We start from the raw sequence: 22,898 nt of genomic DNA, 5'->3' as shown, positions 1-22,898 counted from the left end.
GCTTCTTTACGATTATCCCGCCTCGCGGCCCAAGCGCCAGTCTTCGGCACCACCGGTTACTGGTTGGCCCGCCAGAGCAGGTAGGCACCCACGGCCATCGTAATCAGCGCCGGCAGCCAGGCTCCGAGCCAGGGCGGCAGCACGCCCGTCTGGCCCAGGGCCTGGGCGATGAATAGAAAAATGTAGTAACTGAAGATGATCAGGATGCTGAGGCCCAATCCCAGGGCGTTGCTGGTGCGCTGGCGGCGCAGGCCCAACGGGGCACCCACCAGCGCAAAGGCAAAACAGACGCTCGGAATGGCGTACTTCTGGTAGAGACTGACGAGCAGCCCCCGAATTTCCTGGCGGGCGTTCTGGGCCAGTTCGATATAGCGGCGCAGTTCGACGGTGGTCATCTCCTCCGGCCGGCGCACTTCCTGGGCGAACTTGAGCGGATCTTCGCTGATTTTGACCTGTTGCTCTTGAAACTGAAGAATATTGCGGTAAGTGCCGTCGTTGCCGATCAGATAGCTGGTGCCGTTGCGAAAACGCCAGGCGTCGGTCTTCGGATCGAAGTAGGCTGAATCGGCGGTGATCACCTGGTTGAGGTTTTCCTGGCTGTAGTCGAGAATCGTCAGCCCGTACATGATCCCGTCGCTGTAGCGGCGGGCATAAAACAGCCGAATGAGGGCGTATTCGCGCTCGCCGGCCTTGCCCGGCACCCAGTTGTACTCGGGATAGAGAATGTTGTCCTTAGTAAATCGCGGCCGGTCGCCCCCGCCAATCGCCCGCGCCAGGGTGGTGCTCGCCTCCTGGTTGGCGGTGGGGACCACCACTTCGTTGAAGAAAAAGGTAATGACGCTGACTATGACGCTGAGCAGCAGCGTGGGAACGACGACGCGCAGGATACTCACGCCGCTCGCCTGCAGCGCCGTGATCTCCAGATCCCCCGACAGACGCCCGTAGGCCAGGAGCGTCGCAAAGAGCACCGACATCGGGAAGGTGTAGGTGATGATCTGCGGCATGCGCAGCAAGAAGACCTGCAGCGCGGTGGTGAGCGGCAGGCCGTTTTCGGAAATGAGCCGGACCAGTTCAAAGAGCGATCCGATCGCCATGCCGATCGAGGCGAAGGCCGCCACACCGAACAAAAACGGCAAAACCAGTTCGCTTGCCAGGTAGCGGTCCATAATCGTCAGCCCCGGCAGCGAAAAGCGCGACCTTGCCTCGGCAAATGTCTTCAAAGGGGTGCTCTCCGCTCGGCCCGGGTAAAGCCGCCGGCCAGGGGTTCTTTCAAAAACCGGATCCAAAGATGTTTCATCGTCGAGCGGATCACCCTGGGCAAGCCGAAGTCGATGGGCATCATCGTCTCAGGCAGCCGCCAGTCGGGGCAGCGCAGTTGCTCCAAAGGCGGGCCGTCCAGCATAATCCCCGTCAGACCCTCCGGGATCACTCCCAGTGCGCGCGCCGCACACAGCACCGGCACCTGCTCGGGGTCCACCCCCAACAATGCGCAAAACATCCGGTCGATGGCAAAGACGTCGGCCGAGGCGCCGAGCAGACCCAATGCGCGCGGTTCGCCCCCCGAGGGGCCGTTGCCTTCGTGGCCGACGATGCCGTCGATAATCGTCAGATCCGGCTGGAGGGTGAGGGCCGTCTCCACGAGCATCTTGCCGAAGCGCAGGCTGTCTTTGCCCGCCTCCATGTGCCACCAGGCCTTCATCTTGCCGGGCACGCAGCCGAAGAGGTTTTTGACCCCGAGGGTGACGGTCAGCTGCATGTGGGATTTGACCTTGGGCAGGTTGATGAGCACGTCCGCCTCCATCGCCTCCTTGCCCAGGCGCAGGTGCTCAAAAGTTTCGCCCGCCGAGCGGTATCGGCTCGACGAAAATTCGACAATCGGAAGGGCCAGCTCTTCGCAGATAGGCAGCAGACCGTTGGCCACCGCCACGCCGCGGCCGGTGCCAAAGGCGGGACTGTCGCCCAAGAAGGGCTTGCCGCCGCACCCGCGCACCAACAGCGCCACCTGGCGGACGATCTCGGGGTCGGTGGTGCAGGCTTTGGCGGGCCTGGCGCCGGTGAGCAAATTGGGCTTCAGCAGCACCCGGTCGCCGGGGCGGACGTAGGCGGCCATCCCGCCGAGCGGCTCCAAGAGCTGCGCAAGCCGCGGTCCCAGTACCCCGGGAGCGTAAGAGGAAGCTGTACGCAGACTGACGACGCTCATGCAGTGGCCTTTCCTGGTGTGTACACGGTAGAGTCTCCTTCAGGATATAAGTCTGACTCCAACCACTGCAACCATGAACACCGATACGGTATTTGGCAAGATCCTCCGGCGGGAAATCCCGGCCGCGATTGTCTTCGAGGACGAGCGCGCTCTGGCGTTTCGTGACATCAACCCCCAGGCGCCGGTCCACATCCTGGTGATCCCCAAGCGTGCCATCGCCCAGCTCGAGCAGGTCGCCCCCGAGGACGAAGCGCTCCTGGGCCATCTGCTCTATGTCGCTGTGCAGGTGGCCCGCCAGGAAGGACTCGACAGCGGCTACCGCCTGGTCGTCAACAACGGCGTCCAGGGCGGTCAGACAGTCTACCACCTCCACGTCCACCTGCTGGGCGGCCGGATGCTCGCCTGGCCACCCGGGTAACGGATGCTTCACACTTCTTGGGCGCTTGTAAAATGGTCAAAGTTTTAACTTCGGAGAGTGAAGCGATGGCGGTAGCGCAGTTTCTTGAGGGAATCAACGAAGAGATTACAGATATCCGGGTGATGGCGTCTAAGTACGATACTTCCCGAAAGACTGCGCTCATCTACATTGCCGCGCCGAAGGCCGACCTCAACCAGGTGATGAGCTTCCGCATGCGCGACGAAGAAGGCGAAATCACCGTGCGCGACATCCGCTCCAAGCACCTCAACGGCAAATTCATCGGCCTTGAGATTAGCCACGAAATGGGTTCCGACGCCGCCTGGAATCGCTTCTACCGTTTCATGGAGCGCATGGGTTACGCCTGAGTCTCCGGCGGCAGCACCCGGCTGCGGGCAAAGGCAGTCGCATCGCGCCGCACCTCGCGCTCGGAGCGATAAAAGCCGTAGCGCACCGGAAAACAGCTCGACAGCGTGGCGAGTTGTCCGTCTTCCTGCTCGCACCAGACCTCCCAGATGTGGCAGAGGCTCTTGAATACCCGCCCGCGCCCCAGATAGCGGTAAAAAACGACGGTGCGGTCGATGCGCAGCAACTTCACTTCCATGGATCGGGTTCTACCTGCGGATGGATGACAACGGATTCGTCTTATCGTATACGCGAAAGTGACGAATCATACCCTCTCTCTAAAATGAACCTGACCGAACAGCGCTGCACCGCCTGCCGCCCCGACGCCCCCCGGGTGGGTGCGGCCGAAATCGCCGAATTGCACCCCCAGATCCCGGCGTGGCGAATCGTTGAAATTGAGGGTACCCCACGCCTCGAGCGCCAGTTTCGGCTGCGCGACTTTCGCGAGGCCATCGCCTTTACCGTCCGCGTGGGCGAGGAGGCCGAGGCGGAGGGCCACCACCCGGCTTTGCTCACCGAATGGGGCTCCGTCAAGGTGAGTTGGTGGACGCACGCCATCGCCGGGTTGCACCGCAACGACTTTGTGATGGCGGCCAAAACCGATGCCATTGCCGCACAGGTGGGCGCCGTGTAGCCCGGTTGGGTGCTCGGCTAGAATACTGCCATGCCAGCCGATGCCGAACCGCGGGGTCCATCCGTCTTCAAGATTCCCGAGGGTGACAATCGGGAGCGGCTGGTCTGTCCTGACTGCGGCTTTATTTACTACGACAACCCGCGCATCGTCACCGGTGCGGTCTGCCTGTGGGAAGACCAGGTCTTGCTGTGTAGGCGGGATATCGAGCCGCGGCGCAACTACTGGACGCTGCCTGCGGGGTATCTCGAACTGGGGGAGACCACCGAGGCCGGGGCGGTGCGCGAAGCCTGGGAGGAGGCGCGCGCCCGCATCGCCATCGAGGCGCTTCTGGGCGTCTACAACGTGCCGCGCATCAGCCAGGTACAGCTGATTTACCGCGCCCGGCTGCTCTCCCTCGACATCGGTCCCGGCCCGGAGAGCCTGGAGGTGCGCCTGTTTAGCTGGGAAGCGATCCCCTGGGGCGAATTGGCCTTTCCTTCGGTGCGCTGGGCGCTCGATCATTTTCAGCAAACCCGCCACCTGAGCGAATTTGCGCCCCGCTCCAACCCGCCGGGGGCCAGCGACCGGCTTGAAGGGGAGGGGCTTTGAGCGTTCTATTGTGTAGAATTGTTGCATGAACAGCGAAGATATCGCCCGCTACATCGAGGCCACCGACAGCCTCTCCAAGCCCTGGCTTTTGGTGCAGTTGCGCATCGCGATGCTGCGCGAGCGGCGCGATACGACCTCGCCCGAGGAATATGCGCGCGAATTTGCTGAGCTGCACCGGCAGTTGATGGCGCTCGGTCAGTGGTGGAAGGGCATCGAGGGCGAGGCGTTCGGCGAATCGTGATACTTGGCAGTTGGCTTTGCACGAGGGTCTGTGGGGCGAGAGGCGGAACCCCCTTCGCGCTTCCCCTCTCGCGCTCTCCAACCTCCCCGTGTCGAGGGGGTGCCACCCCCCCGACACCCCCCGGACTTAGCGGCACGGCCAGGAACGAGACTTGGGGGGTGGGCTTATTCTTTTAGGGCCTGCACGACGCGTGTCGACTGCGGCACAATTCTGAGTAAGTTGCGCGCCGAGGAGTATGTCCGCAAACCTGCACAGGCTCCGGTTTTCCCTGAAACCCGTTTCAAACCTCGATCCGCCCCAACCAGCGATAGGTCAAAAGCCCGAGGTACTCGCGCACGACGATGAGCCGCTCGCGCAGTTCGGAGAGTTTCTCCGGAAATGGGGAGGTGACGGCGGCACTGTTGAATCCGGCTTCTTTGAAGGTGCGCAGCGAGCGCAGCATGTGGGGGGCGTCGGTCACCAGCAGCAGCGTGCGTACCCCCGCGGGCCTGAGGATGCGGGCGGTAAATTCGGCGTTCTCCTGGGTGGTGCGCGAGCATTCCTCTCCGGCCACGGCCTTTGCCGGTAGGCCCATCCGGCGCAAATCGGCCACCATCGTATCGGCGTCGTTGCGACCGCTGATAAAGATGCGCGGAGCACGACCGGCCCGCCACAGCCGGGCGGCCAGTTCGACGCGGGTGTGCCTGAGCCGCTCGCCGCGCCCGAGCACAACGATGGCGTCCGCCTTCAGATTGGAGGGCGCTTCCGGATAGTCCCCCAGTTGGGCGTCTGCGAGGGCCAGGGCCGGGGGCGACACCGCGGCAAAGTAGACCAGCAACAGCGCGATGGCGAGTACACTGATCGGGATCTTCCAGGGCAGCGGCCGGATCCACCAGGGGGCCGCCAGCAACAGCGCCAGGGGCGCCACTACCAGCCAGGGATTGGCGAGCCATTCGAGCAGCCAGACGGTAAACACCGTCCAGCCCTCGGGGGCGCGCATGCACAGCGCCGGGTCGATCATCGGATTCTCTTGAAAGGTGTCACCGCCAGCATAGGCGTTCGACCAAGCTTGCCGGTGCCATGCTCAGCACGGTCTGAGACGGTCATCAAATTCCGTCGGCTTCTCGATGATCACCGCAGCGCCATCGATGAACCGGGTGCGCAACGCATATCCCTGCAGCAACCCAGTGCCAAGCAACGGGTTTGACTGTTCGAAAAAATGGTTCGATGAAGTACAGTACCTTTGCCCGCCGTTGTTTCACCTTGGACTTAAGGGATCTAATACCCGACAATCAGCACCCATAGCCCGCCAGCTAGAGTCAACACCCCCAGATGCTGCGGTAACAGTGAGCGCACGGGAATGCGCGCGATTTTTTGGGTCAACCAGATGCTGAGCGGCACCGATGCGATCAGCAAGGCACCCTGCAAAAAAGTGATCACTGCCGGGTGGGCAACCAGCACCGGCAGGTTCGCTCCGGCAAGGCCAAAGGTGGCTAAGGTAACCGGAACAATCCTTCCCGCTTCCCCGAGGCCGAGATTTAAGTAATGGGCGAGGGTGCCTCCCAACACCAGGGGCAAATAGCCATAGGCCAGTTCGACGAACGGCCGGGCGCTCTGCCCGCCTGCCACCAGGCGAAACAGGCCGTGGGCTGCGAGCGGTACCAAGGCCGGGACTGCCAGGGCGATCAGCGCCAGCGCCAGATGTGCTCCAAACGCCTCAATCCCCCACGGCCAGCCGAGGCGGCTCTGCACCTCGGGTAAGCGATGCAGAAAAACGCCGCCCAATAGCAACAGCAACAGCGCCACCTCGTAGCCGCGTGGGACGTGGGTCGTCCACAGTTCGATGCCGGGCGGGCGCAGGTTCAATTCGACCGAGCGGTGCGGGCAGGCTTTGAGGCAGGTCATGCACAGCACGCAGTCGCGGTTGTCCTCGAGCTGGGCGGGGTGGGAGTAGAGCGGACAGCCACCGGTGGCCTGGCCTTCGTCCTTGGCGGGACCGCCTTTGTAGCACTGGTAGGTGGTGCAGGTGGCTGAGCAGATGCCCTGTTGGGCGCGCAGTTCGGTGACGGAGAGCTTGGCGAATAGACCGTTCATGCCGCCAATCGGACACAGATATCGGCACCAGAAGCGCCGCTCGAAGATCAGCGAACAGACCACCGCCCCGCCGGTAATCAGTAACAGCAGCCAGGCAGAAAGGTAGGCGGTGTTCTGCAGATCCCACAGTTCTTCCCACAGAAAAATCAGGACGAATAGGGCAAAGAGAAACCAACCGCCCCAGCGCTCGGCCTGCTCGCGGGGCCAGCGCCTGAGGGTGCGCGGAAAGATAAGCAACGAGATTTTCTGGACGATTTCTCCCCAGATCATGAAGGGGCAAACCGCACACCAGAGGCGGCCCACGAAAGGGAAACCGACCAATACCAGCGGCCACCACCAGGCCCAGAACATATTGAGGGCAAAGTTCTCCTCGCGCTGTTGCGGCCCGACAAAGAGCACGGCGACGATAAAAACGAAAAAACCGGCGGTAAATCCGAAGTTGATCCGGTCGGGCCACCAGGCGCTGCGCAAAAAGCGCCTCAGCCACGGAAAGCCGTTGAGCAAATTGGCGCGAAAGCGTTTTTTGCGCCCCTGGGCGGGCCAGAAGACTTCTTCGCTCAGTTCGCGCGCCCCGGCCGCCTGGGAAACCGCACGACTCACCAGCGTGGCCAGTTCCGCCAGGTTGCCCGGAAAATCGTAGCTCTGCAATCGCCTGAGGGCCTCGGGGCTGACGCGCGGCTTGAAGGGTAACCCCTCGGATCTGACCAGCAAATTGAGGTAGTAATCGACCTGCACGGCGATATCGCCCTTGCGCACCCGCAGTGGCGGTACCTTGATGACCTGGCCCATCAGCCGCTCCAGGCCCGAGAACGCTTTTTCAGAAACCAGCACGACGCGGGCGCGCAAGGGCCGCGGGGCGGGGGGGATCTCCTCCGGGCGGGCGACAGGCCGGTAGGTGCCGGTAGCGAGCATCTGCTCGACGGTGGCGAGCAATCCGGCGGGCAAATCCTGGATGTTGTTGAGCACCAACGTGCCCTCCCCCACCCACTCGATGAGGCCGGGCCGCCCGCCCGCCCGGCCGAACAGATCGGCACCCCCCGGCTGCAGCGTGGCGCAATTCACCTGGATAATCGGTTCGCGGCGGGCGGGGGAGCCGAAGTGGATGAGGGCCGCCGCGTTGTCCTTTTCGAGGCCCGGTTCGCCGAAGAGGAGCACGGGCTTGCGATCGGCCGTGGCCGACCGGATCTGGCGGCGCAGGGTGGCGGCGTAGCGGCTCTTGCCGACGATGCCGCGGCGGGCGCGGGTAATTAGATACGGCCTGAGCGCGGCGGCGCGCTCCTGTTCGTAATTGAGCTGGGCCGCCAGTTGCGCCACTTCTGCCGCCAGCGCCTCCGGCAGAGCGCGGGCGATCTCGCGATAGCGGGCAGCAAGCTCGCGAAAGCGCACCGCCGGAACGATCCAAAGCCGGCAGTCGGCAAGGGTGATAAGCGTCCGTTGCACGGGGCGCTCCATCAGCAGTTCGACTAGATGCACCACCGAACCTGGGAGCAAACTGAGCGCGGCGGCCGGGCCGCTCGGACTGGTGCGGTAACTTTCGAGGCGGCCTTCTTTGAGAATGATCAGTTCTTCGGCAGGGCTGTCTTCGAGTACCAGCCGCCGATTGCCCTGGACCGTTTGCTCAGTCAGTTCGCCCGCCAAATCGGCGAGGGCCGCTTCACCTAGCGCTGCGAAGAGGGTATTTTCACGAAGCCAGGGGATGGCCTCGGCGGCGGTCGGCTGCATACTGTAGAGGCGTTCGCGCGTACTTATTATGGTGCACCGGATCTGTCGGCGCCATCACACCCTTATCGTCGCCCAAGCGGTGATAATGTGCGGATGGTTGCAATGATCACTTTTCAGGAACCCTGAAGTACCTCTGGATCGTCCAACTGCCTAGATTAAAAAGTGGGTACCTATGCAAGGTTATACGCTGCCCCCGGAATTGAAACTGCCCATCGCCGAAAGCCCCGGTATCGGCGTCGTGCTGCTTCCCGAGTCGCTCGATTGGAACTTGATCCGCTCGCTGAGCGGCAAGCTCGGCGAAGAACTGCGCTCTATCGTCCCGCTCGCCTTTTTTAACAAACAGCTTTATCTGGGTAGCTTCAGCGCCCTCGGCGAGACCGATCTGCGCCGATTGCGCGAGAAACTGCCCTGCGAGCTTCGCGCCCTGACCCTGGCTTCCTCAGAGGTGCGCCGCTGGTGGCAAATCGGGCGCGAGCGGCTGCCGGAATATTTTCAGGCTGCCGGAGGGGGCGGTCTTGAGCCCCTCGCGGCGGCCGAACCCTCGGTTGCCATCACCATCGGCACCGACGGCACTCCCGAAGGCAAGCGCATCAGCGCCCAGTTGCAAAGACTCCTCAACGAAGCGCTCAAAAGCCGCGCAAGCGACATCCACCTCGAATCGCAGGAAGACGGTCTCAGGGTGCGCTTTCGCATCGACGGCCTGCTGCGCGAGATGGGCACTTTTCCGGTTGCCGAGAGCAAAGCGCTCATCTCACGGGTCAAAGTGCTCGCCGAACTCGACATCGCCAACCACAGAAGCCCCCAGGACGGCCGCGTCACCCAAGAAATCAACGGCCAACTAGTCGATTTGCGCGTGAGCACCCTGCCCTGCCTGCACGGCGAAAAAGCAGTCCTGCGGCTGCTGCCCAAGAACAACACCTTCACGCTGCTGGAGGAACTAGGATTTGACGCGGCGGACCTGGCCACCTATCGCCACTGGCTCGGCCGCGCCCAGGGGTTAATCCTCATCACCGGCCCCACCGGCTCCGGCAAGACCAGCACACTCTATACCAGCCTGCGCGGGATCCTCAAGCCCGAGTGCAACATCGTCACGATCGAAGATCCGATCGAATACCAGCTTGCCGGGATCAACCAGGTGCAGGTGCACCCGAAGGCGGGTCTCACCTTCGCAAGCGGCCTGCGCTCGATTCTCCGGCAAGACCCCGACATCATCATGGTGGGTGAAATCCGCGACCTGGAGACCGCCCAGACGGTGTTCCAGGCGGCGATGACCGGTCACCTGGTGCTGTGCACACTGCACACCAACGACGCGCCCAGTGCCGTGAGCCGCCTCCTGGACATGCAGGTGGAGCCTTATCTCATCGCCGGGGCGCTGGTGGGGGTGGTTGCCCAGCGCCTCGTGCGCCGAGTGTGCCGCCACTGCGGCGAACCGTACTGCCCCGACAGCGTCGATCTGCAGCGGCTCAAACTGGACGCCCACCCCGAGTACGCCAATGTTCCGCTCGAATGGAAGCGCGCCCACGGTTGCCAGCACTGCTTCGGGTCGGGCTACTTCGGCCGCGAGGGCATCTTCGAGGTGATGGAAGTCGACAACCACCTGCAGGGGCTCATCCACGCCCGCGCCTCCAACGCCGAAATCACCACCTACCTGCGCGCGCGCAACATCCGCTCGCTGCCCGAGGCCGGCATCGCCAAGGTCATGGAGGGCAGCACCACCATTGAGGAACTTCTGCGGGTTGTGTCAGTCTAGACGGGCGTCCATCGGAGAAAAATGCACGTGAAACGCTGGCTGAGCTTGCCCGCCGGATTCCTGCTTGCCGGCTGTCTGAGTACGGCGGCCTGGGCCGCCCCCCTGGCGGGCATCGATGTGGAAGGCAATACCCTGCGCATCCGCACCGCCGGGACGGTCGCCTTTCAAATCGAGCGCAACACCCCCAACGAGGTGGTGCTGTTTTTGCCCGGCACCGAACCGGGCAGCGTGGCCGCGAGCCAGGAGACGGCCGCCGGGACGGTGAGCGTGCAGGTGGTGGCCGGGGGAATGCGCCTCACCTACCGCCCCCGCGCCCTGGGCAGCACCTATCAGGTCGTGGCCGGCCAAGCGGTGGCGGATAGCCAGACTATCGAAATTCGCGGCTCGGGGGGACTGGCCACGGTGCCGCCCCCTCCGCCCATAGCCCAGACGCCGCCGCAGGTGTCACCCGAAGAGCGGGTGAGCCTGAAGGTGCGCGACGGCGATGTCAAAGACACCCTTGCGCTGCTCGGGCGGGTGGCCAGGGCCAACGTCGTCACCGAAAGCTCGGTCAGCGGCCGGGTCTCGCTCAACCTCGAACAGGTCACCTTCAACGACGCCCTCACCGCCGTCGCCCAGGTGGCGGGCCTCACGATCAACAAATCCGAAGGCAATGTCTATGTCGTGAGCCAACTCAAAAGCGGCCTGCCCCAACTGCCGGTACCGACGACCCCCGGCGGCGCCGACCCGAGCAAGCGGCCGGTCAGCTTCAGCGTCAAAAGCGCCGAGCTGGGCACCGTGGTCGAAAATATTTCCAACCAGGCGGGGGCGCAGCTCATCATCAAAGGCCAACTCTCCGACCGGGTGACCGGCCGGGTCTCGGGGATCCCCTTCGAGGAGGCCCTCGGCCAACTGCTCAACGGCACCCGCTACGGATTCGTCCGCGAGGGCCGCACCTACCTCATCGGCGATGCCACCCCCGGCACCCCCACCAGCCGGGCCATCGAGCGCACCGAAGCTATCGCCCTCTCGTTCACCCAGGCGAAAAACGTACCCAAGCTCATCCCGGCGAGCCTCACCCAATTTGTCAAAATCGACGAGCCGCGCAACGCCGTGGTGGTGAGCGGCACCGACGTGTTGCGCACCCGGGTGCGCGACTTGTTGCAGCAGATCGACAAGCCCCTGCGCCAGGTGGTCTTCGAGGTGAAGATCGTCGAACTGAGCGACGCCGGTTCGCGCGAACTGAACGCCCTGCGCACCATTCAGTCCGGCAGCGCCGTCTCCCCCGGCAACACCGCTCCTTTGAGCTTGGGTGGTTTGTTCTCGCCGCCCACCTCGTTTGCCACCTTCAACGACATCGCCCGCGCCATCGTTGTGATCAACGGGCTGATCACCGAGAACAAAGCGCGGGTGGTCACCGACACCAAGCTCAACACGATCACTGGCCAAAAAGCGTCGATCGACGTGCAAACCGACATCAACTTGATTCTCAACCAGCTAACCAACGTCAGCGGCGCCACCGTCAACAACACCACCCTCAGCACCCTCCGCGCCGGCACCGTGGTCGAACTGACCCCCACCGTCCAGGCCGACGGCAATGTGCTGGCCGAATTGAGCGTCGAATCCTCCGTGCCCCAGGGCACCACCACGTTGACCTCGTCCGGCACGACCGTCCCTCCGAACATTGCCCGGCGCAAGGTCAAAAATATCATCCTGGTCAAAGACGGCCAGACCCTCGAAATCGGCGGGCTCATCCAGACCACCAACCGCGAGGTCATCACCCGCGTGCCGTTTTTTGGCTACATCCCGCTTATCGGCCAGCTGTTCAGCAACACCAATGTGAGCCTGGAGCAGAGCGAACTGGTGGTCTTCATCACCCCGCGCGTGCGCGATGTGCAGCCGTTACCCGACACCAAACTGCCCCTGGAGCCGCCGCGGTGAGACGCATCCGCAACCGCCGGGGCTTCACCCTGGTGCTGGTGCTGCTTTTGGGGGCGATTTTGCTGGTGGTGGGGACGACCGTCTTCTCGGTCTCGGTCAACAACTCCCGCGCCACCACCGGCGAACGAGCGCGCACCGAAGCGTACCTGTCGGCAGAATCGGCCCTCACCCATGTCCGCAGCCGCATGGGCCGCCAGTTGCTCTCGATGAACGACCGGGGCGAGGCGGTCTTTGCCGAGGATACCGGCCCGTTTGGTCTTTACCGCCGCGACGGCAAATTTTATCTGGGCTACGCCAAGCTTTCCTTCGACGGCACTGTGCTCGGCATGCACGATCTGATGAGCGCCGAGCCCTTGCCCGATACCTTCGAAGCCACGGCCCTCAAAGAAGGCACCCCGAATCAGCGCTGGTGGGTGCATCAGCTGGGGGCGGTGCGCTGGATCCCGCTGTCGGTGGCCGAGGCGGTCGAGGGCGGCGGCCTGTTGCCGGTGGCGGCCCGCCAGGTGGAGGTCGTGGGCGAGAGCGGCGGCGACGGCAGCGACGGGCGCCAGGCGGTGGCCCAGACGTTGCGCCTGGCGGTGGATTTGAACGCCCAAGCGGTCACCCGCCGCCCGGAAGTCGCCCTGGGAGTGGTCTCGGTCGCCAAGGTCAATCCGGAACCGCTGCCGCCTTTTAGCCTGAAAGTCGCCCAGGAGCAACCGAGCCGCATCCGCATCGAAGGGCCGGTGCTCGTCGATACGCCCAAAGTCGAGGGGGACTGGGCGCGATTGGAGGGTCAGGCCAAATTCACCGTCACCGCACCGCGCAACCCCGACACCGGCTCCTCCTACGGCGAGAGTACCGACGGTACCCCCGCCCGGCCCCTCAACCCGGACTTGTTCAAGTTTGCCAACGACAAAGAAAAGACGATCCTCAGCCAGGGGGGCGACCGCCGTTTCGCCCGGCCGGGCAAAATCGATCTAGAAGCCGACTTCGAGAGCTTCGAGGAGTCCGAAAGCCCCGGCACGCTGCAGCTCACCGTGCCGCTGGCAGAATTGATTGGTCAAGCGGGCACCACCTTCCGCAAGGATTTCAACGACGCCAACAACATCCTCAACCCGCGCGGCGAGACGATCTACGACGCCAAAAAAGCGGAGTTTGACTTTAATAAAGCCCGGCGCGGGATATTTTATCTGCCCGACCGCACGCTGTTGTTGCGCGGCCAGCCGTTCAAAGTCTTTACCTACAAGGGCCGGGGCACCCTGGTAATCACCAGCAGCAGCAGTTGTTTGTCGCTGGAAAATGCCGGCCTGGTGCCGCTGGGAGCAAGCGACAGCCTGACGATCGTCTGTGCCCTCAAGCCGCCGGATCCGAAGGCCCAGGCGGCTGCCGGGGCGGCAGGAACAGGCGCTTCCACCCCCGGCGGTTCGACAACCCCCTCCACTCCAGCCGGATCCACCCTGCCCGGTGCCCCGGTGCCCCCGGGCGGCGCCTCCGGCCTCGGCGGCTCTACCACCGGTCGTCCCGGCCAGCCGAACGCCCCCCCGGCGGGACCGCCCCCCAAGCCGCCCGCCATCAAGATGTCCTTCTCCAGCGGCATCCCGGTGACGGTACTGGCCAACGCCCGCGGTATTCCCCTGACCGTCGAGCGCAAGGATCTCGAACGCGACATCGGTGCCCCGCCCAACCTGCCCACCACCCTCAGGCGGCTGATTAGCAGCGTCACCGTGGACGGCATCAGCATCCCGAGCGGCGCCAGGGCGGTCACCCTCGACCGGCGCAACTACATCCTGGCCCGCCTTTCGGAGCGGGACGCGCCTGAGGTGCTCGTCTCCATCGGCGTCAACAGCCGCGGCCAGCAAGGCTCGCTCCAGCGCGAGAGTGTGCGCGGCGAAGCGCAGGTGGTGCCCCTGATGCGGTTGCAGGCCCAGATCTTCAGCAATGGTCCGTTCTTGAGCGAAGGGAGCGCGCGGCTGGTGGGATCGCTGATTGCCCCGGCCATTGCCATCGGTCCGCCCCGCTACGCCCCCAATACCCAAAATCTGCTCTACGGGGATAATAGTTACGGCCTGCGGGTCCAGTTCGACGCCATCTACCGTCGCACCCCCCCGACCGTCGGCGCCCAGCTGATGACCTTCCGGCCCCGGCAGCGCCCCGAACCGTTCGTACCGGTGCCGGTGGCCCGCGTCGACGGCGCCCTCTGGCAGCGCTTCAACTTCGACCAGTGGCGCACCCCCCCCGCCTCCACACCGGCCGAGACCACTGAGACTACTGAGACCACCAGCTCAACGGGTATGCTTTGAAGAAAGTTGTTCTATGGACTGCCGTCGCTCTGTTGCTGACTACCGGCACCGCCGACGCCTACCGCATCTTGCAGGGGATCGTCCTGCCGCCTGTCGCCGACAACCCGCCGGTGCGCATCGACGGGATCTCCAGCAGTCTTCAAGACAAGGAGTATCAGGGTATCAACCTCATCTGGGATACGACCGTTACTTACCGCAACATCTCCCCCAAGCCGATCGACCGCTTGGAAGTCGAAATCTCGATGGCCGATGTCCAGGGCACGATCATGGCCCGCCTCACCTGTCCGTTCGCAGCCAATCTGCAGCCCGAAGCGGGCGACCGCTTGCGCCTGCGCGAACTGTACCTGGCCTGGCCGGGGGCGATCGTCGCCGCTCAGCTCAAATCGGTCGTCTTTGCCGACGGCGAGCGCTGGCCGGCGGGCGACAAGCCCAGCGCCGAGGCGATCCCCGCCCTTTCTGCCGGACCCAAACCGACACTCGCCCAAACCCCCATCTGCCGCAATGATATCCCCCGCCGTTAAGCTCGTCGTCATCGACGACGACCCGACCGGCTCCCAGACGGTCCACGGCTGCCTGCTGCTGATGCAGTGGGATGTCGAGACGCTCAAATTGGGCATCGCCGACGATTCGCCCCTGATGTTCATTTTGGCCAACACCCGCGCCCTCGACCCCGAGCGCGCCGCCGAGACGACACGCGCCGTCTGCCGCAACCTCAAAACAGCCCTGGCTGCGATGGGCGTGGCCGATTATCTGCTGGTGAGCCGCTCCGATTCGACCCTGCGGGGCCACTATCCGCTCGAGACCGATGTGATCGCCCAGGAGATGGGGCCGATCGACGCCCACTTTCTGGTGCCCGCCTTTCTCGAAGGGGGCCGGCTCACCCGCGACAGCGTCCATTACCTGAACGGCGTGCCGGTGCACGAGACCGAATTTGCGCGCGACTCGGTCTTCGCCTACCGCCACAGCTATCTGCCCGCCTACGTCGAGGAGAAGACCGGCGGTCGCATCCCGGCTGAAGCCGTCGAGCGCCTGGTACTGGGCGATATCCGCGGGGAGTGTCTGCAGGAGCGGCTGATGGCGCTGCAGGACAACCGCAGCGTCGTCGTGGACGCGGAGGTTCAAGACGATCTCGACCGCTTTGCCCGGGTGCTGCTGCGCTCGGTGGAGCGGGGCAAACGGTTTTTGTTGCGCAGCGCCGCCAGTGTGCTGACGGCCCTCGCCGATCTGCCTCCGCAGCCGGTTCCCGCCGAGGCAATGGCGTCCTTCGTGCGCGGCGGCCGGCCGGGGGCGGTGATCGTGGGCTCGCACGTGCGCAAGACCACCGAGCAGCTCGAACGGTTGCTCCAGGAGCCCGGCACCGCCGGGATCGCCGTGGAGGTGGAACGGCTCCTGGCGGGGGGGGAAGCGGCGCGCGCCGAGTTGCTCACCGAAGTGAATGCCGCCGTGGCGGCGGCCCACGCCCGAGGCGAGACGCCCGTCGTTTACACCAGCCGTCGGGAGCTGACTTTTCCGGATGTGCAGACGCGCCTGGCCTTCGGCGAGACGGTCTCGGGGTTGCTCATGGCCGTGGAGCGCCACCTGCCTGAAACGATTGGCTATCTGGTGAGCAAAGGGGGCATCACCTCCAACGACACCCTCAGCCGGGGACTCACCCTGCGCACCGCCCGGCTTTTGGGCCAGATCCTACCCGGATGTTCGGTGGTGCGCACCCCCGCCGATCATCCCGATTTTCCGGATCTGCCGGTGGTGCTCTTTCCGGGCAACGTCGGGGCCAAGGAAGCCCTGGCGGTGGTCTATCGCCGGCTGTCCCGGTCTGCAAAAAAATAGGTGCCGGGGGATTTCCCCCGGCACCCGGCTGGAGCGGAAGCAAAATCAGGGATGCATCGGCACCCGGGCCACGAGCGCGTCGATATCGCTCAGTTGGTGATCCACAGCCCAGTAAGTCACCGGCAGGGGCTTACTCAACGCGCAACCCACCGCCAGCATCAACCCCAGGGCGGTGCGTGGAAAGCTTTTGTACTCGTTGGTAAAGGCCACGTCGATGGCCGTTGCCTGGACGATCACGCGGGTGTTGGCGACACCAAAATCATCGGAGTTTTTCATCACAATCTCCTGGAATGAAGAGGGAAAAGCAGTGGATGCAGGGGCGGATCTTGCGTGTGTCTCTAACTGTCATCTATAAATAAATACGCGCGATAATGCACCGCAGTAGCTCAATTTGGACCCCCGGAAGGGCAAAAGTTTTGTAAACAGTTTGCCTTCGCAGAGCGCGACTTTGGAGCGATCGTCTTGCGGACTGGGGAGTATTGGGATTCCAGAGCACCGACAATTTGCCGGGCAACCTCCGTTTGATCGGCAAAGCCGGATTGCAGCGGCCGATCGAAGCTTTCGGACCACAGTTGCACACCGCTACGGGCATCGATAAGCTGGCTGACTACGCGGATGTGCCCGCCGGTGCGGCGCACACTGCCGCTGAGCACTGCCTCGGTGCCGAAGGGTCGGCGCAGGTGGTGATGGCTCCCGCCCGTGGCCGCCCGCCCGGCGATGATCGTAAAGCGCCCGGTTTTGCCCAGCTGATCGGCGAGATCGACTGCGACGCCTTTGCTGAAGTAGGCGCTCCGGCCGTCGCCGCTCAAGTTCTCGAAGGGCAGTACGGCAATGGCTCGGCGGGCGGGGGGAACGGCGGCCTGCAACGACCACCAGCCGAGACCCACCGCCAGACAGGCTGCCGCCATTGCCGTCACCAGCCGCCGGTGGGCACGGATTGGCCACAGCAGCGTGCCCGTCCGCGGCCACGGGAGAGCCTGGCCCGTCAGGTGGCGCTCGATGGCCAGGGAAAATGCCGCCACCGATCCGAAGCGATCGAGGGGATCTTCGCAGAGCGCCTTGAGCACAAGACTGGCGAGCGGACCGGCCAGTTTTCCGGTGAGCTGCTGTGGGGTTGCCTCCCCTGGCCGCCGGCCGCTCAGCAACTCGCACAGCACCACCGCCAGGGAATACTCGTCGCTAGCCGGGGTGATCGCTTCGCCTTTGATTTGCTCCGGCGAGGCGTACCCGGGCGTCAAAAGCCGGGTCATCGACTGGCTGAACACGGCGGTGGCCTCGGGGTCGGCGGGCAACAATTTGGCGATTCCAAAATCGAGCAGCCTGGGATTGCCCTCCGGGTCGATCAAAATATTGGCAGGCTTGAGATCACGGTGGATCACCCGGTGGGCGTGGGCATAGTGCACTGCCTCGCAGACTTTGAGAAACAGCCGCAGCCGTTCGTCTACATCCAGTTTCCGTTCGTTGCAGTAGAGATTGATGGGCTGCCCTTCGACGTAGTCCATCACCAGATAAGGCAGCCCCTGCTCGGTGGTGCCGCCGTCGAGCAGACGGGTGATGTACGGATGATCGAGGCTTGCGAGGATCTGCCGCTCGCCGATGAACCGTTCGCGCAAGCCCGGCCCGTGCAGTTGCGGTTGGAGAATTTTGACGGCGGCGCGCTTGTCGAACTGGCCGTCGTCGCGCTCCGCCAGGTAGACCGCCCCCATGCCGCCCTGGCCGACGGGTCGGATAATCCTGTACGCTCCCAGGCGTTGACCGGCGCTGAGCGGTTCCTCGCCCATCGGTTGAGCGGCTGCGCACCGATATTCATCGTGCTGCGGTGGTGGTTCGACTGCCATGGTCCCCTCGATGCTCTGTACCCTGTACCGGTGTCCCCCGTACTTAGTACGCCGCCCGGCACCCCAGCGGGATCTCGACTCCGCCCAACGACCCGCAGGGCAGGGAGAGTTTGCCTAAGGGGCTTCTCATCAAAACTTCACAAAGCGCTCATTGCCGTCCCTGAGTATGAAGTCATGAGCCCAGAGCGCTCAAAAACACACTTTCAGCCCAGGAGACACCGCCATGCACCGTCGCTTTGCCCCCGTCCTCGCCGCTTTTGCCCTCGTCGCCTTCTGCGTTCCCGCTTTGGCCGTCGACAAAGGTCTGCGCTCGCAGTACCCCGGCCTGAGCGTCCAGCAAATCAAAGACATCCAGGCCGGCAAGACCGTCGCTCCTACCCTGAGCGCCGAGGGCGGCCGCCTCGGTGGGGTGGTCTTCAGCCCCGGCGCCGAGCAGTGCATCGACAACCCGCGTTTCAACCCGGACAACGACGAGAGCGGTCCGCGCGCTTCGGAGCCGTACACCGATTCGACGCCCTACGCGGGCACCGCGACCGCCCTGGCGAGCGCCAACTGCCGCTAAGAGTCAAGCGGCCCGGGTCAACCAACATCGCAAGCGGGTGTCGGTTGACCCGTCGGCTGAGCAGCGCGGCCGGGCGATAGAGTTTTCCTGCCGGACGCGGCGGGTCCAGCGCTGAAAGGTAATGGGTGAGGCCCCGGTGGGTCTCACCTTTCTTGTCCGGCGATCGATGACTCGTGGACGCGGCTGGCTACGATGAATCAGCCGGTCTATTCACCATGTCCATCCGTCCCGCCCGTCCCACCGACAGCCCCGAGATCGCCTACCTGGCCTACCTGGCGAACCGCTCCCACCTGGCGGTGGCTCCCTACGATCTGTTTTTTCCCGGCTCTTTTGAGCAGCGGCTGGGGGTGCTCGAGCAACTGGTGCGCGCCCGAACGGTGACCTGGTTTCACTGGTCGCATTTCGTGGTGGCCGAGGAACAGCGGCGGGTGGCGGCGGTGCTCGCAGGTTACGACAGCCGGGCTGTGGGTCTGCACTGCCTGGGTGAAGCGCTCTACGAAATCGGTTGGGGCGAACGGCAAATTGCCGAGTTGAACGAGCGGGTGGAGCCGTTTGAAGGTTGTACTCCGAGCGAAGGGGAACACGCCTGGAGCATCGACCATGTCGCCACCCTGCCCGCCTATCGCGATCGCGGCCTGGCAAGCGCGCTGCTTATTCACATGGTCGAAAAGGGCCGCGGCCTGGGTTTCTCAGCTGCCCAGCTCAATCTCTACATCGGCAACAGCGCCGCGCAGCGGATCTACGAAAAAGCCGGCTTCCGGCTGGTCGAAAAGTGCACCGATCCCGGTTTCGAAGAGGCGCTCGGCTGTCCGGGGATTGCGCGCATGGTTCTGGCGCTCACGTAGATGACCAGAGTTGCCTTGATTCAGTCCGCCAGTACCTGGCCGCGCGTCTCGATCACCAGGGGAATAAACAGCAGCCCCACCAGCGGCACGAAGCCGACCCAAAAGAGGGTGCTCAGGGCGCTTTGCAGGCTGTTGGCCCCCTGGCTTGCGATGTAGCCCACCAGGAACGGTCCCCCCGCCGCCACGATCCGCCCGACGTTATAACAAAAGCCCGCCCCGGTGGCCCGCAGGCGCGTCGGAAATAATTCCGGCAGGTAATAGGTAAAGCTGCCGAAGACGCCGAAGACCGTGAGGCCGATCGGGAAATACAAATAAAGCCGCACCTCCGGGGGTAGTTCGAGACCGAAGGTGACCAGCAGCGCCGCCCCCGACAACAAAAAATACAGCGCGAACATCGTCCGCCGCCCCAGGTACTTGGCGGCGGGCACGGTGAGCAGGGTGCCGATCAGGCCGCCTAGGTTGAAGCTGTTGGAGGCGATCGCTTTCCAGTTTTCGATCAGACCCTGGGTCTCGGGCTTGGCGAGGCCGCGCAGGGCCGCCTCGCTGGCAGCCAATCCCGTCGCCACCACCGGAATAAACGCCGAGCTGCTCCACCAGGTGAGTAGCGCCGTGACGGCCATCAAAAAGCCGCTCAGGGTCAAAGGCAGGTTCTGCCGTTCGAACAATTCGGCGATGGCGGGGGGCTTCTGCTTGCCTGCCACCTGCTGCCAACGCTCGGGCTCTTTGAGAAAAAGACGCACAAACAGCGCCGCCGCCGCCGGGATGAGCCCGAACAAAAATACGTAGCGCCAGCTGGTCTCGGGGCTCGATTTCAAGAAAACCCCCGCCACCTGCAGATTCAAAAAGGTCGCAAGCAGCAGACCGGCCGGGGCCGCCGTATAAAGAATCGCCCCCGCCTCGACGCGCTTGTTCTCGGGCACCACCTCCGCCACCATCGTCGCCCCCGCCGCCCACTCGCCGCCGATGCCCAGGCTTGCCACCAACCGGCACAGCGCCAGTACCCAGATATTGGGGGCGAAGGCGCAACTGGCGGTGCCCACGGCGTACAGGATGATGGTAAACAGCAGCGTCTTGGTGCGACCGATCTGATCGGCAATCTTGCCGAACAGGATGCCGCCTGCCGCCCACCCCAGCAACAGCAGCGAAGTGAGAATTCCCGTCCACTGCAATGTCGCTTCTTTGGCTTCCGGCGAACCGATGGTCAGCCCCAGCAGGGTCGGCACGCAGTTGGGGGCGACAAAGTTAAAAAGCAGACTGTCGAAAATGTCGAATCCCCAGCCGAGCCAGGCGGCGAAGAGGACCGTCCACTGATAGCGGTTGAGCGAGAGCATGGCGGCAAGAGCGATGTCGGGTGCAGTATAAGGTACATCGTTTGCCCTGCCAACGGTACACCCGCAACTGCTAGATTGTTCGGCGCAGGCTGTGGAGAGTGCGCGTGTCGCGAAGCTGGTGGGTTGCGCTGTTGTGGTTGATCTGGCCCGTTGTGGTCCACGCTGTGCCGATTCCTGAGGATACCGCCCAGTTGATCCTGGTCACCAGTGCCGACTGGCGGGCGACCACCGGCCGTTTGCAGCGCTACGAGCGCTCGGGCGTTACCTGGAAACCTGTGGGCGATCCCTGGCCCATCGTCCTCGGCAGCGGCGGCCTCGGGTGGGGGCAGGGGCTGGCGGCCCCGGCGGCGGGTGGACCCACCAAGCGCGAGGGCGACGGCCGCTCCCCGGCGGGGGTGTACCGGTTGAATGAGACTTATGGCTACAGCAGCGCCCCACCTCCCGGAACAGCCGTGACTTACCGAGCGCTTACCGCTGCCGACCGCTGCGTGGACGACCCGCAAGCCCGCGAGTACAACCGGATCGTCTCCATCGGCCCCGACCGGCCCGAGACCTGGTCTTCCGCCGAGGTGATGCGCCGCGACGACGAACTGTACCGCTGGGTGATCGTGGTGGCTCACAATAGCGATCCGCCCCGGCCCGCGGGCGGATCGTGCATTTTTCTGCACGTCTGGGCCGGTGCGGCCTCGCCCACCGCCGGCTGCACGGCGATGGCGCGCGAGCGGATCGAGACGCTGCTGTCCTGGTTGAGACCCGAGGCCGAGCCGGTCATCGTCCAGCTTCCCGAAGCTGTTTACAAAGTCCTGCGCTCCGGTTGGGGGCTGCCTTGACCGTGCGGCGCATGCAACGTTTTGCGCAGGCGACAGGCTCGTTGGGGTTGCGAGGCGCATAATTTTGCGCAAGCGGATCTCGGTTGGTATTAATCCGCCGAGGAGGTCACGACTGCCATAAACAAAGCGGCAACCCCTTGCAGGGGGTGCCCAACGGCGATCTCAACATTCCCTTGCTCATCGCCCTCTCGCCAAATACCGCCGCCGGATTCGCGCGCCTCAACATCGATCCGCTCGATCCGGCCTATCGGGGCAGCGGCAAGACGATCATCGACAGCCAGGGCAGGCGCGTCGAGTTGCCCGACCCGCAAAAAATCGAACAAGCCTTCGACAATGCGGTGCTCGATGTGCCCTTCGGCCATTTCGAAAGTTCGCCGGACGGCATCAACGACACCACGCAGATCCCGAATCTGTTCACCTTTAGAAGCGGCCCTTACACCGCAGACGGTTCCTTCGCCGCCGGTCCTTTCGGCGGGTTGAGTTCTGTAAACAACGGCGTGCACTCCTCAGAAGTCAACTTGCTGGCCGCCTCCCAGATTAGCGAAGCGACCCTCGGTATCGACCGCGAAGTGTACCTGGGAACGGTACTGCAAAACGCCAACGATCCGAAGGTGCGCCTGCCACAGGGCAAGCCGGTCAAACCTTCCGAGTGGCTGCGCGAGGTGGCGCCCGACCCGGAGGCGGCCGAACTGGAAGATCAAGTTCCTGCTCCCGGCACCGGCAGCTACCCCAATCTTTCTCCGTCATTGTTTACGTTCAACGGCTTGGTATTCAGCCCCAACACCGACAGGCGCAACGACAGCGCCAGCGGCCCGTTCCTGTTTGCCGCCAACGCGATGGCAGCCTTTCAAAACAGCCTGCTGCCGCCCGCCAATCGCACCCAATCCAATCGTCAGGCGCTCGCCACCGGTGCAGTGCGCCGCGGCGCCCGGGTCTTCGAGCAAGCCAGTTGCACCGCTTGCCACCCGGCTCCGTTTTTTACCGACAACCGCATCCACCCGGCGGGCACCATCGGCACCGATCCGGCCCGCGCCCGCTCGCGCCTCGGTTTGGAGCCGCTGCTGGTGCCGCCGCTGTTGTTTACCTTCGACACCCCGGTACCCGTCCCACCCGGCGCCGAGATCCTGGCTGTGCCCACCGCGGGGATCGCCCCGACACCCACGTCATTGCCCACCGGCATCGTCCCCGACGGCGGCTACAAGTCCCCGGCTTTGCGCGGGTTATATTTGTCCGCGCCCTACCTCCACGACGGTGGTGCGGCGGTGCGCGCGGGCGCGCTGCAGTTTTTTGCCGACGGCAGCTTCGCTGTTGTCGATCCGGCTGCGGGCTTCACCTACGCTCAATAGAGGGACCTGGTCGATTTTTTGCTGTCGCTCGACGACGATCCCGGTCGCTATTAGCGGTGCGCCGGCAAAGTTAAACTGTGGAAGCGGCG

21 protein-coding genes and 1 pseudogene are annotated in these 22,898 nt (G+C 64.1%); 14 read left to right on the top strand and 8 right to left on the bottom strand.

All coding sequences use genetic code 11. The features are described 5' to 3' along the window. Positions 1-56: 56 nt before the first annotated feature. Positions 57-1,220 carry an LptF/LptG family permease gene (locus tag GLL_RS04855; protein ID WP_011140933.1) on the bottom strand — a complete coding sequence of 388 codons (1,164 nt, stop codon included), beginning with the start codon at positions 1,218-1,220 and terminating at the stop codon, positions 57-59. Beyond that, entirely contained in the window at positions 1,217-2,200 is a 984-nt protein-coding gene (locus tag GLL_RS04850; protein WP_011140932.1) for a DUF362 domain-containing protein, read from the bottom strand. Before GLL_RS04850 ends, GLL_RS04855 begins: the two co-directional genes overlap by 4 nt. A gap of 73 nt (positions 2,201-2,273) precedes the next feature. Here GLL_RS04850 and GLL_RS04845 point away from each other — a divergent pair, with 73 nt between their 5' ends. Further along, the gene (locus tag GLL_RS04845; protein WP_011140931.1) at positions 2,274-2,618 is read left to right on the top strand and encodes a histidine triad nucleotide-binding protein; all 345 of its coding nucleotides are present in this window, start codon (positions 2,274-2,276) and stop codon (positions 2,616-2,618) included. Positions 2,619-2,650: 32 nt separating this feature from the next. After that, positions 2,651-2,983 (top strand): photosystem II reaction center protein Psb28, encoded by a 333-nt coding sequence (gene psb28 / locus GLL_RS04840; protein WP_164928638.1) that lies wholly within the window; start codon positions 2,651-2,653, stop codon positions 2,981-2,983. Here psb28 and GLL_RS04835 read toward each other — a convergent pair. Beyond that, on the bottom strand, positions 2,974-3,219 hold the full coding sequence (locus GLL_RS04835) for a hypothetical protein (RefSeq protein ID WP_011140929.1): 246 nt from the start codon (positions 3,217-3,219) through the stop codon (positions 2,974-2,976). The two genes, psb28 and GLL_RS04835, sit on opposite strands and share 10 nt — an antisense overlap. Positions 3,220-3,303: 84 nt before the next feature. Between GLL_RS04835 and GLL_RS04830 the strand changes: the two genes are divergently transcribed. From GLL_RS04830 to GLL_RS04820, 3 genes are read left to right on the top strand one after another with little or no spacing between them, the layout of a single operon-like run. Next, positions 3,304-3,654 carry a 4a-hydroxytetrahydrobiopterin dehydratase gene (locus GLL_RS04830; protein ID WP_011140928.1) on the top strand — a complete coding sequence of 117 codons (351 nt, stop codon included), beginning with the start codon at positions 3,304-3,306 and terminating at the stop codon, positions 3,652-3,654. A 30-nt stretch (positions 3,655-3,684) separates the two neighbouring features. Beyond that, a complete protein-coding gene (locus GLL_RS04825) occupies positions 3,685-4,242 on the top strand; it encodes an NUDIX hydrolase (RefSeq protein WP_011140927.1) in 558 nt (185 codons plus the stop codon). Positions 4,243-4,267: 25 nt separating this feature from the next. Then, entirely contained in the window at positions 4,268-4,483 is a 216-nt protein-coding gene (locus GLL_RS04820; RefSeq protein WP_011140926.1) for a hypothetical protein, read from the top strand. 280 nt (positions 4,484-4,763) lie between these two features. On the opposite strand, the gene GLL_RS04815 is transcribed toward GLL_RS04820, so the two are convergent. Then, a complete protein-coding gene (locus tag GLL_RS04815) occupies positions 4,764-5,483 on the bottom strand; it encodes a YdcF family protein (protein ID WP_011140925.1) in 720 nt (239 codons plus the stop codon). A 257-nt stretch (positions 5,484-5,740) separates the two neighbouring features. After that, on the bottom strand, positions 5,741-8,278 hold the full coding sequence (locus GLL_RS04810; protein ID WP_011140924.1) for a sigma 54-interacting transcriptional regulator: 2,538 nt from the start codon (positions 8,276-8,278) through the stop codon (positions 5,741-5,743). 172 nt (positions 8,279-8,450) lie between these two features. Here GLL_RS04810 and GLL_RS04805 point away from each other — a divergent pair, with 172 nt between their 5' ends. The 5 genes from GLL_RS04805 to GLL_RS04785 are packed head-to-tail and all read left to right on the top strand — an operon-like array spanning position 8,451 to position 16,057. Beyond that, positions 8,451-10,028 carry a GspE/PulE family protein gene (locus tag GLL_RS04805; RefSeq protein ID WP_011140923.1) on the top strand — a complete coding sequence of 526 codons (1,578 nt, stop codon included), beginning with the start codon at positions 8,451-8,453 and terminating at the stop codon, positions 10,026-10,028. Between the two features lie 21 nt (positions 10,029-10,049). Then, positions 10,050-11,948 carry a secretin N-terminal domain-containing protein gene (locus tag GLL_RS04800; protein ID WP_011140922.1) on the top strand — a complete coding sequence of 633 codons (1,899 nt, stop codon included), beginning with the start codon at positions 10,050-10,052 and terminating at the stop codon, positions 11,946-11,948. Beyond that, positions 11,945-14,230, top strand: a complete 2,286-nt coding sequence (locus tag GLL_RS04795; RefSeq protein ID WP_011140921.1) for a hypothetical protein — start codon at positions 11,945-11,947, stop codon at positions 14,228-14,230. Before GLL_RS04800 ends, GLL_RS04795 begins: the two co-directional genes overlap by 4 nt. Next, positions 14,227-14,751 carry a hypothetical protein gene (locus GLL_RS04790; protein WP_164928637.1) on the top strand — a complete coding sequence of 175 codons (525 nt, stop codon included), beginning with the start codon at positions 14,227-14,229 and terminating at the stop codon, positions 14,749-14,751. Before GLL_RS04795 ends, GLL_RS04790 begins: the two co-directional genes overlap by 4 nt. Next, on the top strand, positions 14,735-16,057 hold the full coding sequence (locus tag GLL_RS04785; RefSeq protein WP_164929593.1) for a four-carbon acid sugar kinase family protein: 1,323 nt from the start codon (positions 14,735-14,737) through the stop codon (positions 16,055-16,057). The genes GLL_RS04790 and GLL_RS04785 overlap by 17 nt, the downstream gene beginning before the upstream one ends. Positions 16,058-16,102: 45 nt before the next feature. Here GLL_RS04785 and GLL_RS04780 read toward each other — a convergent pair whose 3' ends face one another. Then, positions 16,103-16,333 carry a hypothetical protein gene (locus GLL_RS04780; RefSeq protein WP_164928636.1) on the bottom strand — a complete coding sequence of 77 codons (231 nt, stop codon included), beginning with the start codon at positions 16,331-16,333 and terminating at the stop codon, positions 16,103-16,105. A gap of 110 nt (positions 16,334-16,443) precedes the next feature. After that, on the bottom strand, positions 16,444-17,895 hold the full coding sequence (locus GLL_RS04775) for a serine/threonine protein kinase (protein WP_011140917.1): 1,452 nt from the start codon (positions 17,893-17,895) through the stop codon (positions 16,444-16,446). 223 nt (positions 17,896-18,118) lie between these two features. Here GLL_RS04775 and GLL_RS04770 point away from each other — a divergent pair, with 223 nt between their 5' ends. Both GLL_RS04770 and GLL_RS04765 read left to right on the top strand, forming a co-directional pair. Beyond that, a complete protein-coding gene (locus GLL_RS04770) occupies positions 18,119-18,457 on the top strand; it encodes a hypothetical protein (protein WP_011140916.1) in 339 nt (112 codons plus the stop codon). A 215-nt stretch (positions 18,458-18,672) separates the two neighbouring features. Continuing rightward, the gene (locus tag GLL_RS04765) at positions 18,673-19,302 is read left to right on the top strand and encodes a GNAT family N-acetyltransferase (protein ID WP_164928635.1); all 630 of its coding nucleotides are present in this window, start codon (positions 18,673-18,675) and stop codon (positions 19,300-19,302) included. A 20-nt stretch (positions 19,303-19,322) separates the two neighbouring features. On the opposite strand, the gene GLL_RS04760 is transcribed toward GLL_RS04765, so the two are convergent. Beyond that, complete coding sequence (locus GLL_RS04760; RefSeq protein WP_011140914.1) at positions 19,323-20,633, bottom strand: MFS transporter; 1,311 nt, start codon at positions 20,631-20,633, stop codon at positions 19,323-19,325. A 104-nt stretch (positions 20,634-20,737) separates the two neighbouring features. Here GLL_RS04760 and GLL_RS04755 point away from each other — a divergent pair, with 104 nt between their 5' ends. Next, positions 20,738-21,463 carry a L,D-transpeptidase family protein gene (locus tag GLL_RS04755; protein ID WP_164928634.1) on the top strand — a complete coding sequence of 242 codons (726 nt, stop codon included), beginning with the start codon at positions 20,738-20,740 and terminating at the stop codon, positions 21,461-21,463. Positions 21,464-21,597: 134 nt separating this feature from the next. Beyond that, positions 21,598-22,809 (top strand): annotated as a pseudogene (locus GLL_RS04750) (hypothetical protein); the annotation flags it as partial. Between the last annotated feature and the right edge of the window lie 89 nt (positions 22,810-22,898).

It is taken from the genome of Gloeobacter violaceus PCC 7421 (genome assembly GCF_000011385.1).
In the GTDB taxonomy this organism is placed as follows: Bacteria; Cyanobacteriota; Cyanobacteriia; order Gloeobacterales; family Gloeobacteraceae; genus Gloeobacter; species Gloeobacter violaceus.
This window is presented reverse-complemented; position numbering and strand designations above follow the sequence as displayed.

Coding starts and splice junctions, on each gene's coding strand:
- GLL_RS04850 (WP_011140932.1), bottom strand. CDS start 2,200: ATGAGCGTCGTCAGTCTGCGTACAGCTTCCTCTTACGCTCCCGGGGTA.
- GLL_RS04845 (WP_011140931.1), top strand. CDS start 2,274: ATGAACACCGATACGGTATTTGGCAAGATCCTCCGGCGGGAAATCCCG.
- psb28 (WP_164928638.1), top strand. CDS start 2,651: ATGGTCAAAGTTTTAACTTCGGAGAGTGAAGCGATGGCGGTAGCGCAG.
- GLL_RS04835 (WP_011140929.1), bottom strand. CDS start 3,219: ATGGAAGTGAAGTTGCTGCGCATCGACCGCACCGTCGTTTTTTACCGC.
- GLL_RS04830 (WP_011140928.1), top strand. CDS start 3,304: ATGAACCTGACCGAACAGCGCTGCACCGCCTGCCGCCCCGACGCCCCC.
- GLL_RS04825 (WP_011140927.1), top strand. CDS start 3,685: ATGCCAGCCGATGCCGAACCGCGGGGTCCATCCGTCTTCAAGATTCCC.
- GLL_RS04820 (WP_011140926.1), top strand. CDS start 4,268: ATGAACAGCGAAGATATCGCCCGCTACATCGAGGCCACCGACAGCCTC.
- GLL_RS04815 (WP_011140925.1), bottom strand. CDS start 5,483: ATGATCGACCCGGCGCTGTGCATGCGCGCCCCCGAGGGCTGGACGGTG.
- GLL_RS04810 (WP_011140924.1), bottom strand. CDS start 8,278: ATGCAGCCGACCGCCGCCGAGGCCATCCCCTGGCTTCGTGAAAATACC.
- GLL_RS04805 (WP_011140923.1), top strand. CDS start 8,451: ATGCAAGGTTATACGCTGCCCCCGGAATTGAAACTGCCCATCGCCGAA.
- GLL_RS04800 (WP_011140922.1), top strand. CDS start 10,050: ATGCACGTGAAACGCTGGCTGAGCTTGCCCGCCGGATTCCTGCTTGCC.
- GLL_RS04780 (WP_164928636.1), bottom strand. CDS start 16,333: ATGAAAAACTCCGATGATTTTGGTGTCGCCAACACCCGCGTGATCGTC.
- GLL_RS04775 (WP_011140917.1), bottom strand. CDS start 17,895: ATGGCAGTCGAACCACCACCGCAGCACGATGAATATCGGTGCGCAGCC.
- GLL_RS04770 (WP_011140916.1), top strand. CDS start 18,119: ATGCACCGTCGCTTTGCCCCCGTCCTCGCCGCTTTTGCCCTCGTCGCC.
- GLL_RS04765 (WP_164928635.1), top strand. CDS start 18,673: ATGTCCATCCGTCCCGCCCGTCCCACCGACAGCCCCGAGATCGCCTAC.
- GLL_RS04760 (WP_011140914.1), bottom strand. CDS start 20,633: ATGCTCTCGCTCAACCGCTATCAGTGGACGGTCCTCTTCGCCGCCTGG.